The organism is Kribbella sp. NPDC048837 (genome assembly GCF_055586945.1).
The window spans coordinates 248289-264931 of sequence record NZ_JBVJHF010000003.1 but is presented as its reverse complement, the minus strand read 5'-3'; the positions used below and the strand labels follow the sequence as shown (position 1 = coordinate 264931).

The following is a 16643-nucleotide window of genomic DNA, read 5'->3' as shown; positions in this document are numbered from 1 at the left end:
GGTCAGCTCCCGGCCGGGACCAGGTGGGTCAGGACGACGAGGCCGTTGCCGCCGTCGGCGTACGCGTCCTGCTCGTTCGGCCAGCCCTCGGCCTTGGTGGTGTCGTACTGGAACCACTTGGCGCCGTACCAGATCGGGATCGTCGGCACCTGGTTCATCATGATGTCGACGAGTCCGGCCACGGCCTCCTTCTGCGACTTCTCGTCCGGCGAGACCTGCAGCTTGCCGAGCAGCTCGTCGGTCTTCGGGTCCTGCCAGCGGATTTCGTTGCTGGCGGCCTTCTTGCCGATCGGCGCGGTCCGGGCGCTGTTCAGCGGGTCGGCGAAGTTGGCGTACATGTTGCAGCCGCCGCCGAAGACGCCGAACATCATGTCGTAGTTGCCGGTGGCACGGTCCTGGTTGTGCGCGTCCGGCGTCGGCGTCTCCTTCTCGACGGTGAGGCCGAGGGCCTGCAGGTTCTTGATCAGGATGTCGGCGGCCGCCACCCAGTCGACGTACGAACCGGGGACCTTGAAGCTGAACGAGATCGGCTTGCCGTCCTTGCCGAGCCGGCGGCCCTTGCTGTCCTTGGTGTAACCGGCGTCGGTGAGCGCCTTGTCGGCCGCGGCCGGGTCGTACTTGATCAGGCCGTCGTCCGCGAGGCCCTGCGGCAGCCAGTCCTTCTGGCCCGGTACGACGAGTCCGCTCTGACTGGCCTGCGTCACGTAGCCGAGCTGGGCCTTGTCGATCACCTGCTGGTGGTCGAAGGCCGGCGTGAGCGCCTTGCGGAACGCGACGTCGTCGAACGGCGCCTTCGTCAGGTTCATGTAGACGCTGATAACGCCACCAGGCGCGTACCAGTAGTGGTGGTGCTGCGGGTCGCGGTCGACGTACGCCTTCTTGATGTCCTGGACGAACATCGCGTTGGTGTCGTACTCACCGCGGCTGAGCTTGAGCTGCTCGACCTGCCCGCCGGCGTCGGCCTTGTTGAACCGGAGCTCGTTGACCTTGATCTTGTCGGCCTGCCAGTAGTCCGGGTTGCGCTCGACGACCAGCTGGCGCGGGTTGAAGGACTTCAGCTTCATCGGGCCGGTGCCCACCGGTGCGGTCGCGTTCACGAACGTGGTCGGGTCGGCGACCTTCGACCAGACGTGCTCCGGCACGATCTTGACGCCGCTCACCTGGGTGAACACCGAGGCGCCGGGCTGCTTGAAGGTGAAGGTGACCTTGTCGTCACCGGTCGCCTTGACCGACGACAGGAACGTCCACACGCCCTGGGTGTCCAGGACGTCGTACTTCTTCAGCATGGTGAAGGTGAACTCGACGTCCTTGGCGGTGAACGGCCGGCCGTCGTTCCACTTGACCCCGTCGCGGATCGTGTAGACCAGCGTCTTGGGGTCGGACCATTGGTACGACGTCGCGAGCCACGGCAACGCCTTGCAGCTGTAGGTCTCGACGTACATCAGGCTCTCGTAGATGTAGTCGGTCGCGGCGAGCTTGGTGGCGTCGAGGTACGGGTTGTAGTTGGGCTTCGGTGTGGTGCCGCCACCGAAGTCGCCGTAGTTGAGGAAGTCGATCGTCCCGGCGCCGCCGGAGGAGGTCTTGGCCCCTTCGGTGCCCGTACATCCGGTGAGCAGCAGTGCCACGCTGACCGCTACCGCTGCCAGGGTCCTGCGCCATGGTCGTCTCGTCATCCGGGAGTCCTCCTCAGGGTGGTGTGTCCGGCCGCGGCCGGACGTTGGCGGTGCCCCCCATCGGTCCCCGTACTGCGATCCCCTCAGCTCGTCAGATTCAGGACGAACCCCCACAACCGCAGGAACTGCGCAGGATCAGCTCGGTGGGCAGCACGATGTCGCCGGCCGGCTGGCCGAGCGGATCGGCCAGCAGCCGCGCGGTCGTCGCGGCGAGCTCGCGGATCGGCTGCCTGATCGTCGTGAGTGCCGGCCGCACCAGGGCGGCCATCGGCATGTCGTCGAAGCCGGTGATCGCGATGTCCTCCGGCACCCGCAGCCCCCGGCCGAGTGCGCTCAGCAGCAGGCCGAGCGCCGTTTCGTCGTTCGCGCAAACCACCGCGTCGGGCCGGTCGTCGCGATCGAGCAACTGCTCCGCGGCGATGGCGCCGTCGGACTGCTGCAGCCCGACCCGGATCGGCTCGGCCGGCGGCTTGCGCCGGGCCGACTTGTGCGCGGCGAGGAACGCCTGCCAGCGTGCGGTCACGTCGGGGGAGCCGTCCGGCGTGCCGACGAAGGCCAGCCGGCGGTAGCCGTGGTCGACCAGCAGGTGCCGCGTGAGCTTCTTCATCGAGTCGTTGGCGACGCTGACCGAGGCCTGCGCGGGACCCGACTCGCTGGCCATCACCACCACGCGGATCTGCTCGGCCACCTTCGCGATCGCCTCGGTCGACACCGTCCCGCCATGGATCGCCATGCCGTCCACCCGGTCGGCCAGGTCGATCACGGTGGCGTCGGTGTCGGCGCGGGAGTGCGAGGCGAGCACCAGCACGCTGTCGCCGGTCTCCAGGGCCTCGGCCTCGAAGCCCTGGATCAGTTCGGAGAAGTACGGTCCGGACAGGCCGGGGAACACCAGGCCCAGGGCGCCGTGCCGGCGCTCGGCCAGCGCGCGACCGAAGTGGCTGGGCTTGTACCCGTGCTCCTCGATCACCCGCAGCACGCGCTCGCGAACCTCGGGGGAGACCGGCGTCGTTCCGCGCCAGACGCGCGACACGGTCGCCGGGGAGACGCCGGCGATCTCGGCGACCCGGCGTACCGTCACACGGCTGTTGCCCATCGGCAGAACTCCCGATACGTTGGTTGAAACCGGTTTCATGAGACCGGTTTCACGACCATAACCACGACCCCGCCGGTTGGGCAACACCTCCCGGCGCGGCGGCCCGGAACCGATCGAGACCCGGCGAGGACGTGACTGTGAGGACACCTGCGAACCCCCGATCGATACGGCTGGAACGGCGCCGGCTCCTGGTGGACGGCGTACCGAGGATCCTGATGGCCGGCGAGGTGCACTACTTCCGGCTGCATCGCGAGGACTGGGCCGACCGGCTCGACAAGCTCGTCGCCGCCGGCTGCGATGCGGTGGCCAGCTACATGCCGTGGATCGTGCACGAGACGGCCGCCGGCGAGGTGGATCTCAGCGGCGCCACCAGTGAATACCGTGACCTGCTCGGCTTCCTGGAGCTGGCTGCCGAGCGGGACCTGTTGGTGATCGCGCGGCCCGGCCCATTCGTGATGGCCGAGTTGAAGAACGAGGGCGTGCCGTTCCGCATCTACCGCGACCACCCGGACGCCGTACCGCTGGGATGGGACGGCAAGCCGGCCGCCACGGCCAGGCTGGACTACCTCGAGCCCGGCTACCTCGCCGAGGCCGAGCGGTGGTACGCCGCGATCATGCCGGTGCTCGCCGAACGCCTTGTCTGCAAGGGCGGACCGGTCGCCGCGGTCCAGCTGGACAACGAGGTCGGCATGCTCTCGTGGGTCTCGAACACGCCGGAGCTGACCGACCGCACGCTCGCCGACCTTGCCACGTGGGCATCACAGACCTGGGGCCTCTCCGGAAGCGTCGAGCGGTACGGCGTCGACCCGAGCGACACCGGGCGGTGGGCGGAGCGGTGGCGCGCGGGTGGCACCGACGGCGGCACGGTGGTGCAACAGCTGGCGCTGCATCACGATCTCGGTGCGCATCATCGGGACCGGTACGCGCGATATCTCCTGCGGCTGCGGGATGTCGCCGTGTCGCACGGCGTCGACGGAGTACCGTTCCTGGTCAACCTGCACGGCACGTCCGCGGGCCGTGGGCGGACATTCCCGATCGGCATCAGCCAGCTCTCCAAGTCGTACGCCGGGGTGCCGCAGATGACATCGGGCTCCGACCACTACATGCGCGACCTGACCGTCGAGAACGTGCCGGATCTGTATGTGATGAACGCGTTCATGGCCGCCGTCCACGATGCCGACCAGCCGATCACGTCGCTGGAGTTCGAGGCCGGCACCGGCGACTACGGCGAGGATCTGAGCTGGCTGACCAGTCCGGAGACCACCGAACTCAAGACGCGACTGTGTGTTGCCCAGGGCAACCGATTGATCAACTACTACCTGTTCGCCGGCGGGCACAACCCACCGCTGGACGAACCCGTTGGCGATGGCAACGACCGGATCGCGTTCACCGGTGAACGGCACGGCTTCGCAGCCCCGGTCGACCCCGAAGGCCGGCTGAGCCCGACCTACCCCGGTACGGCGAGCGCGGTGCGCGCCGTTCGCGGCGCCGAGCACCTGCTGGCCGACATGAACGAGGACTACGACGACGTCGCCCTCGGCTACGTCCCGGACCACTACCTGACGGAGTATCACCACCCGGACTCAGCTGTCCGCCGTCACCAGGTCGCCGACCTGGAGCGCTACCGGGGGATGGGCCCGCGCGACATCCTCGCCCGCGCACTCCTGCTGGGCGGCTACTCCTTCAGCGCCATCGACCTGTCGTCAGCCGAGCTGGATCCAGCAGGCCCCGCAATCGCTCTGGCAACACCACCGACCCTCGGCCGCCCGATCCAGGCTCGGCTAGCCACCTTCGTCCACGCCGGCGGCCGCCTCCTCCTTCACGGCCGCCTCCCCACCACCGACACCGACGGCACCCCCTGCACCGTCCTGGCCGACGCCCTCACCCTCCACTCAACCGGCGTCATCGAAGGCACCCCGGATCACTTCCCCTCGGTCCGCACCACCTCTTGGGCCGCCACGGAACCAGAAGTCCGAGTAGGCATGCTCGAACACCTAACGGCCGGAGGGGAATCGCCCGTCGCGGACTCGCCGGTTGTCGTGGAGGAATCGGTGGCCGGCGGGGGAGGGGTGGTGGTGCTTGCGGTGGATGTTGCCGATGGCTCGCCGGTGGCTGTGGAGGTTGCGGTGGCGGGCGGTGGACAGGCCGTGGTGCTCGCCTGTGATTACCCGTGTCACCTCGGCTTCTGGCGTGGTGTGCTGGAGCGTCTCGGCGTACGTCGTCGCATCATTGCCGACGGCAACACTCCGGGGCTGGTGACCACGAGCACGGTCGACGCGACCGGTCAGCGGCTGGTGCACCTGATCAACGTCGCGCCGGTGGCTCAGGAGTTCACGCTGACCGTCGACGGTGACTCGCTCGAACTCCACCTCGGCGCTCGCGAGGGCCTCATCCTGCCGATCGGCGTACGCCTCGACGACGCGGTCCTGCGCTGGTCCACCGCCGAGCTGGACGGCCCCGGCGACGGGTCAACTGTGCTGCTACGACGTACCGCCGCCCCGGGCCGCGCGCTGATCGAGACCACCCGCACCGTCTCCGTCGACGACAACAGCGACGCCACCATCACCCGAACCGACCAGGGCAGCCTCATCACCTGGCCCGCCTGCAAGGCCGGCGAACGCTTGACCGTCCACCTCTCCTGAATCCGTCCCTTCTAGGAAGGAACTTGCGACGATGACTCTCTCCATTGGTGTGCTCGGACTCGGCAGTGTGTTCTCCGGGCCGTATGCCGCCTTGATCAGCAAGCTCGAACTGGAAGGGCGGGTGCGGCTGACCGCGGGCTACGACCCGGATCCGGACAAGCGATCCGCGGCGGCCGACCGGTTCGGGATCGACACGTCGGCCGGGCGGCCGGAGGACCTGATCGGCCGAGACGATCTCGACATCGTGCTGGTGCTCACCAGCATGAACCAGCACGGCTCGCTGGCCCGGGCGGCTCTCGAGGCCGGCAAGCATGTCCTCGTCGAGAAGCCGATGTCCACGTCACTGGAGGAGGCCCGCGCGCTGCTTGAGGCCGCCGCGGCCGCGACGGGACAGCTCGTGTGTGCACCGCACATCGTGCTGTCGCCGACGTACCGGGAGATGCACCGGCGGGTTCGCGACGGCGAGATCGGCGATCTCCACCTGGCGCGGGCGAGGTGCGGCTGGTCCGGCCCGTGGTGGGGCCGCTGGTTCTACGAGTCCGGCGGCGGCGCGCTGTTCGACCTCGGTGTCTACAACCTCACCAGCTTGTGCGGGTTCTTCGGCCCGGTCCGGCGGGTCACCGCGATGGTCGGCACCGCCGTACCCAAGCGCGAGGTCAACGGCGAGCTCGTGACGGTCCGCGCCGACGACAACGCGCACATCGTGCTCGACTTCGGCAACGCCCGCTTCGCGTCCATCGCGACCGGGTTCACCATGCAAAAGTACCGGTCCCCGGCGATCGAGCTGTACGGCGCGACCGGCGTACTGCAGATGCTCGGCGACGACTGGGCGCCGGACGGGTTCGAGCAGTGGTCGAACGAGCGCGGATCCTGGGAACTGTACGGCGAACGCGACCCCCACTGGCCGTGGACCGACGGCCTCCGCCACCTGGTCGACTCCATCGAGAACGGCACGCCGACCATCACTCGCCCCGAACACGCCTTCCACGCCCTAGAAGTCATGCTCGCCGCCAAACGCTCCGCCACCGAAGCCCGCGTCATAGAGGTAACCAGCCCCTTCCCCGACCTCAACTACAACACCCCCACCCACCCCGACCACCCCACGCGCCCCACCCACGACCCCCGCACCACCTGAGCAGCACACCTGCCCACCCCCCAGCCCATACCTCTGACGGGTGCGGAGGCCACCATCCCTCACACCTGCTGGGGGTGCAGTGCCCACGCACACACCTGCTGGGGTTGCGGCGCCCGCGCGCTCATGCCTCCTGGGGGTGCGGTGCCCGCGCTCGCACCTGCTGAGCGGTGCGTCGTGCCCACCGCCAGCACCTGTTGGAGGCGCGGTGCCCAGCTCACACCTGCTGAGCGGTGCGTCGTGCGCACCGCCCGTACCTGCTGACGGCCTGCTCTCCCCGCACCTCCTGGGGTGCGCGTGTGCTGTCCGCGATCGGCGCGCCTCAGGTGGGTGGTTAGGGGATGAGGACGACTTTGCCGGTGGTGGCTCGGGTTTCCAGGGCTTGGTGGGCGGTGGCTGCTTCGGAGAGGGGGAAGGTTGTGGTGAGCGCGTGCCAGCGGCCGGTGGTGACCTCTTCGAGGGCGGCTGCTTCCAGGGCGCGCAGCTGTGACGTGAGCTTGGCGCCGATGGCCCAGCCGGCGGTCAGGCCGCGAGTCATCAGGTCCTGGTGGGTGAACTCGATCGAGCCGCCGCCGGACCAGCCGAACATCAGGACCCGGCCACCGACGCCGAGGAGGTCGAACGCCTGCTGGCCGTTCGGTCCACCGACTCCGTCGAGCAGGACCGTGATGTCCCGCTCGCCCAGCTCGGCCTTCAACTCGCGTGCCCACTCGGGATCCCGGTAGTCGAGCGCGTACTGCGCTCCCAGCGAGCGGACCGTCTCGACCTTCGCGGGACCGCCGGCCAGCCCGATCACCGTCGCGCCGACGTTCCGCCCGGCCTGGACCAGATAGCTCCCGATCCCGCCCGCGGCGGCGGTCACCAGTACGACGTCGTCCGCGGTGAGCCGCGCCTGGTTCAGGATCCCCGCGGTCGTCCGGCCGGTCCCGATCGCGGCGACCGCCTGCGCCGAGTCGACGTGGTCGGCGAGTTCGTACAGCGACTCCACCTTGGCCACCGCGCGTTCGGCGTACCCGCCTGGCACCATGCCGAGATGCACCACGACACGCTTGCCGATCCACGCCGGGTCGACGTCCGGCCCGACGACCGTGACGCGGCCGGCGACCTCGCGGCCGGGGATCGTCGGCAGCTCCGGGACCGGGATGGGGCTGCCGCCCATCGTGCCGGCCCGGATCATGGTGTCGACCAGGTGAACTCCGGCGGCCTCCACCTGGATGAGCACCATTCCCGGACCCGGCACCGGATCCGGGACCTCCTCGAAGCGCAGGTTCTCCGCCGGTCCGAACGCATGCAGTCTGATCGCCTTCATGGTCCGCAACGCTAGGACCTCAACTTTGCTTGAGGTCAACAGGTGCCGCTTTCTTACATTGTGTATTAAAGTGCGAGCCAGGGAGGGTGTCGTGGCGAAGATTCTGAAGGGTGCGACCGCACAGGAGACGCACAGCGCGATCCTGGATCTGATCCGCTCCAGTGGCACGGTCACCCGGGTCGACCTCGCGGAGCGGTCCGGCCTGACCGGGGCGTCCATCTCCCGGGTGGTCAAGCAGCTGCTCGCCGACGGTCTGATCATCGAGACCGGGCTCGGCGACCCGACCGGCGGCAAACGGGCGACGTTGCTCCAGTTCAACCCGCGCGCCCGGCACGCCGTCGGCATCTCGATCGACACCCCGAGTACGACGTACGTCGTCACCGACATGAGTGGCCGGGTGATCGAGCAGGTGTCGTCGCGCGGCATCGGCCGGGACGCGCCCACCACCGCGGTCAAGCGGATCACCGCCGAGCTCGAGGACCTCATCGTCAAGGCGGAGATCGAGCCGTCCACGCTGGTCGGGGTCGGCGTCGCGCTGGCCGGCCGGCAGGGCGGGGGAGGGCAGCGGCTGCTGCGGACGAACGCGTCGAAGTACGCCTGGGAGCCGTTCGCCGTCCGGGACACGCTGATGGCCGCGATCGACCATCCGATCGTGGTGGAGAACGACTCGACCTGCGCCGCGATCGGTGAGTTCTGGGCGGGCCGGATCCCGTCCGCGAACGACTTCGCCACTGTGTACATGGCGGCCGGTTTCGGCCTCGGCCTGGTCACCAACGGCGACGTCTACCGGGGCTCGTCGTCGAACGTCGGCGAGATCGGCCACATGGTGCTGGACGTGAACGGCCCGCAGTGCTGGTGTGGCGGCCAGGGCTGCCTGGAGAGCCTGGCGGCGCCGAGGGCCGTGGTGAAGCGCGCCGAGCAGGACGAGTCCCTGGTGAACGAGCTCGCCCTGCGCGGCCGGGAGACGGCGATCCGGTCCGACTTCGCGAAGATCGCCCGGCTCGCGGCGGCCGGGGATCCGCGCTGTGTGCGGTTGCTCGAGGAGTCCGCGACGTACCTGGCCAAGGCGTTGCTGTCGATCACGAACCTGCTCGACCTCGACCAGATCATCCTGGCCGGCCCGGGCTTCAGCGAGGCGGGTGACATCTACGTCCGGATCGCGACGACCGAGATCAACCGGTTGTCGTTCGTCCGTGCGATGCACCCGACCCGCGTCGAGCAGTCCAAACTAGGACCCAGCGCCGCTGCCCTCGGCGCCGCGTCCCTCGTCCTCCACAGCCAGCTGACCCCACATCAGAAGTCGAGCCGCTAGCTCAGGAAGTTCTTCAGCCAGAGCCCGCTCTTCTTCACGATGCGCTGCTGCGTGGCGTAGTCGACGTACACGATCCCGAAGCGCCGGCTGTACCCCCAGGCCCATTCGAAGTTGTCCAGCAGCGACCAGGCGAAGTACCCCTTCAGCGGGAAGCCTTCGGTCACCAGGTCCTGGCACACGGCGACGTGCTGCCGCAGGTAGTCGAGCCGCTCCTCGTCCTCGACCGCCCCGTCGGCGGTCAGCACATCCGGGTACGCCGATCCGTTCTCCGTCACGTACAACGGCAGGTCCGGCGCCAGCTTGTTGATCGTCACCAGGATGTCGCGCAGTCCGTTGGCCTCGATCGGCCAGCCCATCTGCGTCTGCGGCAGACCGGTGTCGACGGCAACGACATTCTCGCTGCCCGGTTGCGTCGACGGACCGGGGGTGGAGATCGGTCCGTCCGGCGCGGCCACCGTCGTCGGGCAGTAGTAGTTCACGCCGATGAAGTCGAGCGGCGCCGAGATCACCGCGAGATCGGCCTCCTGCTCGGCGAACCACTCGGTCATCCCGGTGTCCTCGAGAACGTCCGCCGGGTACGTGCCGGCGAGCAGCGGGTCCAGGAAGAGGCGGTTCCGCAGACCGTCCACCCGTCGCGCGGCGTCGCGGTCCGCATCCGACTCCGACGCGGCGTGGATCGGCGCGGGGTTGAGTGCGATGCCGTACGTACCCTCGCCGGACCGGATCGCGTTGAGCGTCAGGCCATGTCCGAGCAGTAGGTGGTGCACCGCCTTGAGCGCGTCGGAGCCCTCGGTCCGCCCGGGCGCGTGCTCGCCGTTCCCGTAGCCGAGGAACGCCGAGCACCACGGCTCGTTCAGCGTCATCCAATGCTTGATCACGTCGGACAGTGCGTCATGAGTGATCGCGGCGTAGTCGCGGAACCGCTCGGCCGTGTCCCGGACCAGCCAGCCGCCCGCGTCCTCCAGCGGCTGGGGGAGGTCCCAGTGGTAGAGCGTCGCGTACGGCGTGACGCCGTTCGCCAGGCACTCCTCGGCGAGCCGCCGGTAGAAGTCCAGCCCGGCCTGGTTCGTCGCTCCCGAACCGGCCGGGACGATCCGCGGCCAGGCGATCGAGAACCGGTAGGCCTTCAGACCGAGGTCGGCCAGCAGTCGCAGGTCCTCGCCGAACCGGTGGTAGTGGTCGTCCGCGACGTCACCGTTGGTGCCGTCGGAGATCCGGCCGGGGGTGTGCGCGAAGGTGTCCCAGATGCTCGGGCCGCGCCCGTCCGTGGAGACCGCGCCTTCGACCTGGTACGACGCGGTCGCCGCGCCCCAGGTGAAGCCGGGTGGGAAGCCGTTCGTCACGTCGTCTCCTTCGATCCTTCAACCCAGTATCGCTCGTGTGGAAGGAGGGTACCTAACCGGTTAAGTAGCTCGTCCGGCAGGTCGGTCGCCATCGCCTCGAGGAGGGCGTCGACCCGGGCCGGCTTGCTGATCCCGACCACCGTCCCGGTGATGCCCGGGGTGTCCACCGAGTGCCGGAGCGCGGCGGTGGCGAGGTCGGTCCCGAACTCCCGGCAGGCCTTGTCCATCGCCGCGACGGCCTCGAGAACGGCGGCGGGCGCCTCGCGGTAGGCGTACTTCGTGGCGCCTTGCGGGTTGGCGAGGATCCCGCCGCCGTAGATCGCCGCGTTGATCACCGCGATGCCCTCGTCGTTCGCACGCCGGAACAGCGGGCCGGCCGAGTGGTCGACCAGGCTCCACCGGTTGTGCACGAGCAGCACCTCGAAGCCGCCGAGGTCGAGATAGCGGCTCAGCTCGGTCGTGTTGCCGCCGGCCAGCCCGACATGCCCGATCTCGCCGTCGGCGTGCAGTTGCATGAGCGTGTCGACGGCTTCCCGCATCGAGTCGAAGTCGTGCCACTCCGGGTCGTGCAGGTGGACCAGCGGCAGTTCTTCGAGGCCGAGCCGTTCCTTGCTCTCGGCGATGCTTGCGCGGACCCGGGCGCCGGAGTAGTCGCCGTCCTTGGCGTCGACCTTGGTCGCCACCAGGAACCCGTCCGGGAGACCGCCGTACTCCTTGATGGCCCGGCCGATGCGGATCTCGCTCTCGCCCTCGCCGTACCCGTTGGAGGTGTCGATCCAGGTGAGCGGGCTGTCGAACACCCGCAGGATGAGGTCGACCGCCTCCTGCCGGGTGACGTCGTACCCGAAGACCGCGGGCATGCCGGCGATCCCACTGCCGCCGGCACAGACGGCGGACACGGTCAGACCGGTGGAACCGAGGGGTCGCAGCCAGTTGTCTGTCATGCCCCGGAGCCTACGGCGAACGCGAAGCCGTCGGGGTCGACGTAGACGGGCGTCCCGTCCGGCGCGGTCGCCGTGGTCAGACCGGTCGGCGGGTCGCCGGCGAGCTCGGCGTACGCGAAGCCGGCCACGTCGAGCTGCGGCTCGCGGGAGGTCTTGTCCACCTCGTAGGTGAAGACCTCGAGGACGGTGTCGCCGCCCTTGAGGTAGCCGATGCTGAAGCCGCGCTGGTCGTGCGGCTGCTCGATCGTGCCGATGAACGAGAAGCCGTAGTGCTCGTGGTAGTACTCGCTCGTCGTGGCCCGGTCCTCGATCGTCACGGCCACGTGGTCGAACCGCGGGCGCTGCGGTATGCCGAGCGCCCGTTCGCGGGCGACCCCGTCGGCGTCGAGCACAGCGGCGTACTGCAAATCGCCCTGAATCATCTCGAGCAGCGTGCCATCCGGGTCGTAGAAGAAGCAGATCCGGACCGCGCCCTCGGCATCGAGCGGGTCCAGCTTGAACTCCACCCCGGCGGCCTTGAGTACGTCGGCCCGCTCGTCGAGCCGGTCCACCTTGAAGCCGATGTGCCGGAACCCCTTCTGCAGGTCGTCCGGACTCCACGTGCTCTCGTCCCGGCCGTTGCCCACGGCCCGTAACTCGACCGTCGCGGTCACCGCGTCGAGGACGGCGCGCTCCGGCGTCGGCTCGCCGACCACGCGGAGCTCCAGGAACTTGGTGTAGTACTCGACCGAGCGCTGCACGTCCGTGCAGTTGACCACGACGTTCTTGATCGGCATAGCACCTCTCTCAGGATGAGCTAGTTCTTGACCGCGCCGAGCATCATCCCGGCGACGAACTGCCGCTGCATCCGGACGTACACGATGATGACCGGGACGACCGACAGCGTGAGGCCGGCGGTGAGCGCCGGCCAGTTGGTGGAGTACTGGCCCATCAGGGTGAACAGCACGGGTTGCAGGGGCAGTGAATCGGTGTTGCGCAGGACCGTGTTGGCGATCAGGAACTCGTTCCAGGTGGACAGGAACTGGAAGATCACCACGGTCGCGATCCCGGGCCGGGTCAGCGGCAGGATCACCTTCCGGAAGATGGTGAGCTCACTACCGCCGTCGACCCGGGCCGCCTCGATCAACTCATCCGGCAGCGTCTGGAAGAACGCCCGCATCAGGAACATCGCGAACGGCGCGGAGCCGGAGATGTAGAGCACCAGCAGACCGGTCTGGGTGTCGAGCAGCCCGAGTGACTTGAGCTCGAGGTAGAGCGGGATGATCAGCGCCGTCGACGGCATCATCAGCGTGGTCAGCAGCAGCACGAACAGCGTGTTGCGGAACGGGAAGTCGAGCTTCGCGAACGCATACCCGCTGAGCGTGGCGAACACGAGCACGCCGATCACGGTGACCGACGTGATCCAGACGCTGTTCCAGAAGTGCAGCGGGAACTCGATCGAGGTCCAGGCGTCCTTGTACGCCGTACCCGTGAGCTTCCGCGGGATGATCGGCCCGTTGAAGATCGTGTTCTGCTCACGCAACGAGGTGAGCAGCATCCAGACGAACGGGAAGGCCATCAGCACGCAGAACGGCAGCAGGACGAACGTCGCGAACGACTTCCCGACCCACGGCCGCTGTGCATTGGTCACGCTCATCGGTCCGCCCTCCTGGTCAGCCAGAGCTGGGCGATCACGGCCAGCGTGCAGAGGATCATCGTCACGACGCTGAACGCGCTCGCGTAGCCGAGCTGCGGGATCGAGCCCGACGTCGAGCCGAACGCGAGCGAGTACAGATAGGTGCCGAGCACCTCGCTCGCGTGGTTCGGGCCGCCGCCGGTCATCACGAAGATCACGTCGAACGCCTTGAAGCCGTTGAGCAGGCCGAGGCTGACGATCAGCCCGGTGACGACCCGCAGGCTCGGGACCGTGATGTGCCGGAACTGCTGGACGGTGTTGGCCCCGTCCATGGCCGCCGCCTCGTACAGGTTCGGGTCGATGCTCTGCAGGCCGGCGAAGTAGATCAGCATGCTGAAGCCGAGACCGCCCCAGACCGTCACCACGACGATGGCCGGCAGCACCGTCTTCTGGTCGGCCAGCCACGGATGCTGCAGGCTGTCCAGACCGATTGCCCCGAGCAACCGGTTGAGCGTGCCGATGTTCGGGTCGTAGATCAGCTTCCACAACACGGCGGACACGACGAACGAGACGATGCCCGGGATGAAGAGGATGGTCCGGACCAGCACCCCGACCTTCGACCACACCACGTTGACCAGCACGGCGGTGACGAGCCCGAGGAAGGTGAGCACCGCTGTGGTCACGCCGGTCAGCACCAGCGTGATGATCATCGCCCGGCGCGCGACCGGGTCGTTCAGCATCCGGCTGTAGTTGTCGAAGTGCACGAACCGGGGCGTACCGAAGCCACCCCACGAGGTGAGGCTCAGGTACGCCGTGTAGAGGATCGGCCAGAGCACGAACCCCAGGAACAGCACGAAGGTCGGCGCGACGAACAGGTAGCCCGCAAGCCGCTGCGACTTCCGCAGCGGCGAACCGAACCGGTACGACGGCCGCCGGGGGAGCGGCCGCCGACCGGCGGGTGGTGCCGCGCTCTTGCGCGGTCGGGAGAGCGCTGTCGCCATCCGATCAGCCGCCCTTGGCGTTTTGCACGGCCTGCTGCATCTCCTTGGCGACGGCGGCCGGTTCCCCCTTGCCGTCGAAGATCTTGGCCAGCGGATCCCCGGCCGCGACCGAGCCCGGACCGAACGGGATGTGCGGGCACCCGTCGCCGTCGAGCAGCCAGGACGTCATCTGCTTCATGATCGGCAGCTCGATCCGGCTCGCCGCGCTCTTGGTGGCCGGCATCGAGTTGGACTCGTTCATGGTGGGGGAGTACTCGTCCGCGGAGTACATGAACTTCAGGAACTCCAGCGCGGCGTCCTTGTTCTTGCTGTTCGCCGACACCGCCCAGCCGGCGCCGGCCTGGTTCGCGGTCCAGTGCCGCTTGCCGGCCGCGATCGCCGGGGTCTTCATCACCTTGTACTTCTTGTTGAAGGCCGGGGTCGCGTCCTTGGTCAGCCCCTGCGGCGTCCAGCTGCCGTTGAACAGCATCGCCGCCTTCTCGGTGTAGAAGATCTGCGGGGCCTGGTCGCCGCTGGTCCCGGTCGTGCCGGGCTGGAAGACGCCGCCGTTCACGATCTTCTGCTGCAGCTCGATCGCCTGGACGACCTTCGGGTCCTCGTAGGTGACCCCGTCCTTCAGCTGGTCGAGCTTGAGGTAGAAGGTCGGATCGTCGGCAACTTGCGTGATGAGTGGAAGGAAGAAGTCCAGGGAGCTCGTCGTCGGGTTGCAGCTGAGCGCCACCGGGAACTTGCCGGTCGCCTTGATCTTGGCCGCCGCCGCGATCAGGTCGTCCCAGGTCTCGATCTCGTCCTCGCCGACCCCGGCCTTCTTCAGCAGGTCCGGGTTGTAGAACAGGCCGAACGTCTGCGCCATCCAGCCGACCGCGTACTGCTTGCCGTCCAGGGTGTACTCCTGGTTGGCCGAGTCGAAGAAGTCCTTCAGGAAGTCGTCGCCGAGCTCCTGCTTCAGGTCCGCCGAGATGCCGCCGGTGCCGTAGGTCAGCGCCCGCGTGTGCGGCGCGAAGATCTCGGGGACGTCGCCGCCGGCCACCGCGGCCTGCAGCGCCGGCAGGTACTGGTCGGGAGTACCGAAGATCCGGTTCTCGATCGTGATGTTGCTGTGCGCCGCCTGGAACTTCTCGATCAGCTTCGGGAACTGGTCCTCCTGGTCGTTGTACCAGGACCACATCCGGACCACGGCCTTCCCGCCGCTCGTGGTGCCGCCCCCGCTGTCACTGCCACCGCAGGCGGCGAGCGCGGACCCCAGTCCGAGTGCGCCCACCGCTCCCTTGAGTACCGTCCGCCGCCGTACGTGCCGTTCGCCCATCGCCGACTCCTAGTCGCTCACCTCACGAACCTCACACCAACTTCCTAACTGAAAGTAAGAAAGTGGTCAAGGTCGGAAACGGATTTCCGAACTTTTCCAGGACGACGGGTGGTGGGCACAGGACGACGGGTGGGCTCAGGACGGCGGGTGGGCACAGGACGTCGGGTCGGGCTCATAGGGTGTGCGCATGGTGATTCGCCTGAGTGAGCGGTGGCCGGAGGTGAGTTCGGATCGGTTGCTGTCCGAGTGCGTCCCGCCGCCGAGGTTCGCCGACGTCCGGTTCACGACGTACCGGCCGGATCCGGACGAGCCCTCCCAAGCCGAAGCCCTGGGCGTACTCACCGAGCGAGGGGTGCAACTGGCGCGACCTCGCCGGACGCCGGGCCTGTGGTCGCGACTTCGTGGACGCGGAGCCACACCTGAGGGGAAGCCGGGGATCTACCTGGACGGCGGGTTCGGGGTCGGCAAGACGCACCTGCTCGCATCACTGTGGCACGAGGCTGCCGGACCGAAGATGTACTGCACGTTCGTCGAGCTCACCAACCTGGTCGGCGGCCTCGGTCTCCGCGCCGCCGTCGAGGCTTTGTCGTCGTACCGGCTGATCTGCATCGACGAGTTCGAGCTCGACGATCCGGGCGACACGATGCTGATCACCCGGCTGCTCGGTCAGCTGGTCGCCGCCGGCGTCGAGCTGGCCGCGACCTCGAACACGTTGCCGGACAAGCTCGGCGAGGGCCGGTTCCAGGCGATCGACTTCCTCCGCGAGATCCAGGCGCTCGCCGCGCACTTCGACGTACGCCGGATCGACGGCCCGGACTACCGGCACCGCGGGCTCCCGGTGGCCCCTGAGCCGTGGCCGGACGAGCGCGTCGAGCAGACCGCTGCCGAACGGCCGGGCGCGTCCTGCGACCACTTCGTCGACCTGCACCGGCACCTGGCCGAGCTGCACCCGAGCAAGTACGGCGCTCTGCTCGACGGGGTCGAAACCGTCGCGATCACCGACATCCGTCCGCTCACCGACGAGAACGTGGCGCTCCGGATGGTGGTGCTGGCCGACCGCATGTACGACCGCAACCTCCCGCTCCTGGCCGGCGGCGTACCGCTCGACCAGCTGTTCTCCGCGGACATGCTGAAGGGCGGCTACCGGAAGAAGTACCTCCGGGCGCTGTCCCGGCTGATCGCGCTGACACGCGAGTCGGCAGATCAAGCAGCGTCCTGAACCCTGTGGTTCATTGGACGCATGGTGATGCCCGCGGGGTGGCGTGCGGTCAGG

At 68.4% G+C, this 16643-nt stretch carries 13 protein-coding genes; 4 read left to right on the top strand and 9 right to left on the bottom strand.

Going from position 1 to position 16643, the window contains the following annotated elements; genetic code table 11:
* Nucleotides 1-2: 2 nt before the first annotated feature.
* Both ACZ6O0_RS16865 and ACZ6O0_RS16860 read right to left on the bottom strand, forming a co-directional pair.
* A complete protein-coding gene (locus ACZ6O0_RS16865; RefSeq protein WP_465765824.1) occupies nt 3-1673 on the bottom strand; it encodes an ABC transporter substrate-binding protein in 1671 nt (556 codons plus the stop codon).
* A gap of 97 nt (nt 1674-1770) precedes the next feature.
* On the bottom strand, nt 1771-2766 hold the full coding sequence (locus ACZ6O0_RS16860) for a LacI family DNA-binding transcriptional regulator (RefSeq protein ID WP_465765823.1): 996 nt from the start codon (nt 2764-2766) through the stop codon (nt 1771-1773).
* Nucleotides 2767-2903: 137 nt separating this feature from the next.
* Here ACZ6O0_RS16860 and ACZ6O0_RS16855 point away from each other — a divergent pair, with 137 nt between their 5' ends.
* Both ACZ6O0_RS16855 and ACZ6O0_RS16850 read left to right on the top strand, forming a co-directional pair.
* Complete coding sequence (locus tag ACZ6O0_RS16855) at nt 2904-5408, top strand: beta-galactosidase (RefSeq protein ID WP_465765822.1); 2505 nt, start codon at nt 2904-2906, stop codon at nt 5406-5408.
* Between the two features lie 31 nt (nt 5409-5439).
* The gene (locus ACZ6O0_RS16850) at nt 5440-6543 is read left to right on the top strand and encodes a Gfo/Idh/MocA family protein (RefSeq protein ID WP_465765821.1); all 1104 of its coding nucleotides are present in this window, start codon (nt 5440-5442) and stop codon (nt 6541-6543) included.
* Between the two features lie 331 nt (nt 6544-6874).
* On the opposite strand, the gene ACZ6O0_RS16845 is transcribed toward ACZ6O0_RS16850, so the two are convergent.
* The gene (locus ACZ6O0_RS16845) at nt 6875-7849 is read right to left on the bottom strand and encodes a zinc-binding dehydrogenase (protein WP_465765820.1); all 975 of its coding nucleotides are present in this window, start codon (nt 7847-7849) and stop codon (nt 6875-6877) included.
* Nucleotides 7850-7940: 91 nt separating this feature from the next.
* On the opposite strand from ACZ6O0_RS16845, the gene ACZ6O0_RS16840 reads away from it, so the two are divergent.
* On the top strand, nt 7941-9161 hold the full coding sequence (locus ACZ6O0_RS16840) for an ROK family transcriptional regulator (protein WP_465765819.1): 1221 nt from the start codon (nt 7941-7943) through the stop codon (nt 9159-9161).
* On the opposite strand, the gene ACZ6O0_RS16835 is transcribed toward ACZ6O0_RS16840, so the two are convergent.
* The 6 genes from ACZ6O0_RS16835 to ACZ6O0_RS16810 are packed head-to-tail and all read right to left on the bottom strand — an operon-like array spanning nt 9158 to nt 15370.
* On the bottom strand, nt 9158-10504 hold the full coding sequence (locus ACZ6O0_RS16835) for a GH1 family beta-glucosidase (RefSeq protein ID WP_465765818.1): 1347 nt from the start codon (nt 10502-10504) through the stop codon (nt 9158-9160). The genes ACZ6O0_RS16840 and ACZ6O0_RS16835 overlap by 4 nt on opposite strands.
* Nucleotides 10501-11448, bottom strand: coding sequence for an aldo/keto reductase (locus tag ACZ6O0_RS16830; RefSeq protein WP_465765817.1), 948 nt, complete (start codon nt 11446-11448; stop codon nt 10501-10503). Before ACZ6O0_RS16830 ends, ACZ6O0_RS16835 begins: the two co-directional genes overlap by 4 nt.
* Nucleotides 11445-12224 (bottom strand): VOC family protein, encoded by a 780-nt coding sequence (locus ACZ6O0_RS16825; RefSeq protein ID WP_465765816.1) that lies wholly within the window; start codon nt 12222-12224, stop codon nt 11445-11447. Before ACZ6O0_RS16825 ends, ACZ6O0_RS16830 begins: the two co-directional genes overlap by 4 nt.
* Before the next feature lie 20 nt (nt 12225-12244).
* On the bottom strand, nt 12245-13084 hold the full coding sequence (locus ACZ6O0_RS16820) for a carbohydrate ABC transporter permease (RefSeq protein ID WP_465765815.1): 840 nt from the start codon (nt 13082-13084) through the stop codon (nt 12245-12247).
* The gene (locus ACZ6O0_RS16815) at nt 13081-14064 is read right to left on the bottom strand and encodes a carbohydrate ABC transporter permease (RefSeq protein ID WP_465765814.1); all 984 of its coding nucleotides are present in this window, start codon (nt 14062-14064) and stop codon (nt 13081-13083) included. The genes ACZ6O0_RS16820 and ACZ6O0_RS16815 overlap by 4 nt, the downstream gene beginning before the upstream one ends.
* Before the next feature lie 4 nt (nt 14065-14068).
* Nucleotides 14069-15370 (bottom strand): ABC transporter substrate-binding protein, encoded by a 1302-nt coding sequence (locus ACZ6O0_RS16810; RefSeq protein ID WP_465765813.1) that lies wholly within the window; start codon nt 15368-15370, stop codon nt 14069-14071.
* 187 nt (nt 15371-15557) lie between these two features.
* Between ACZ6O0_RS16810 and zapE the strand changes: the two genes are divergently transcribed.
* Entirely contained in the window at nt 15558-16589 is a 1032-nt protein-coding gene (gene zapE, locus ACZ6O0_RS16805; RefSeq protein WP_465765812.1) for a cell division protein ZapE, read from the top strand.
* Nucleotides 16590-16643: the final 54 nt, after the last annotated feature.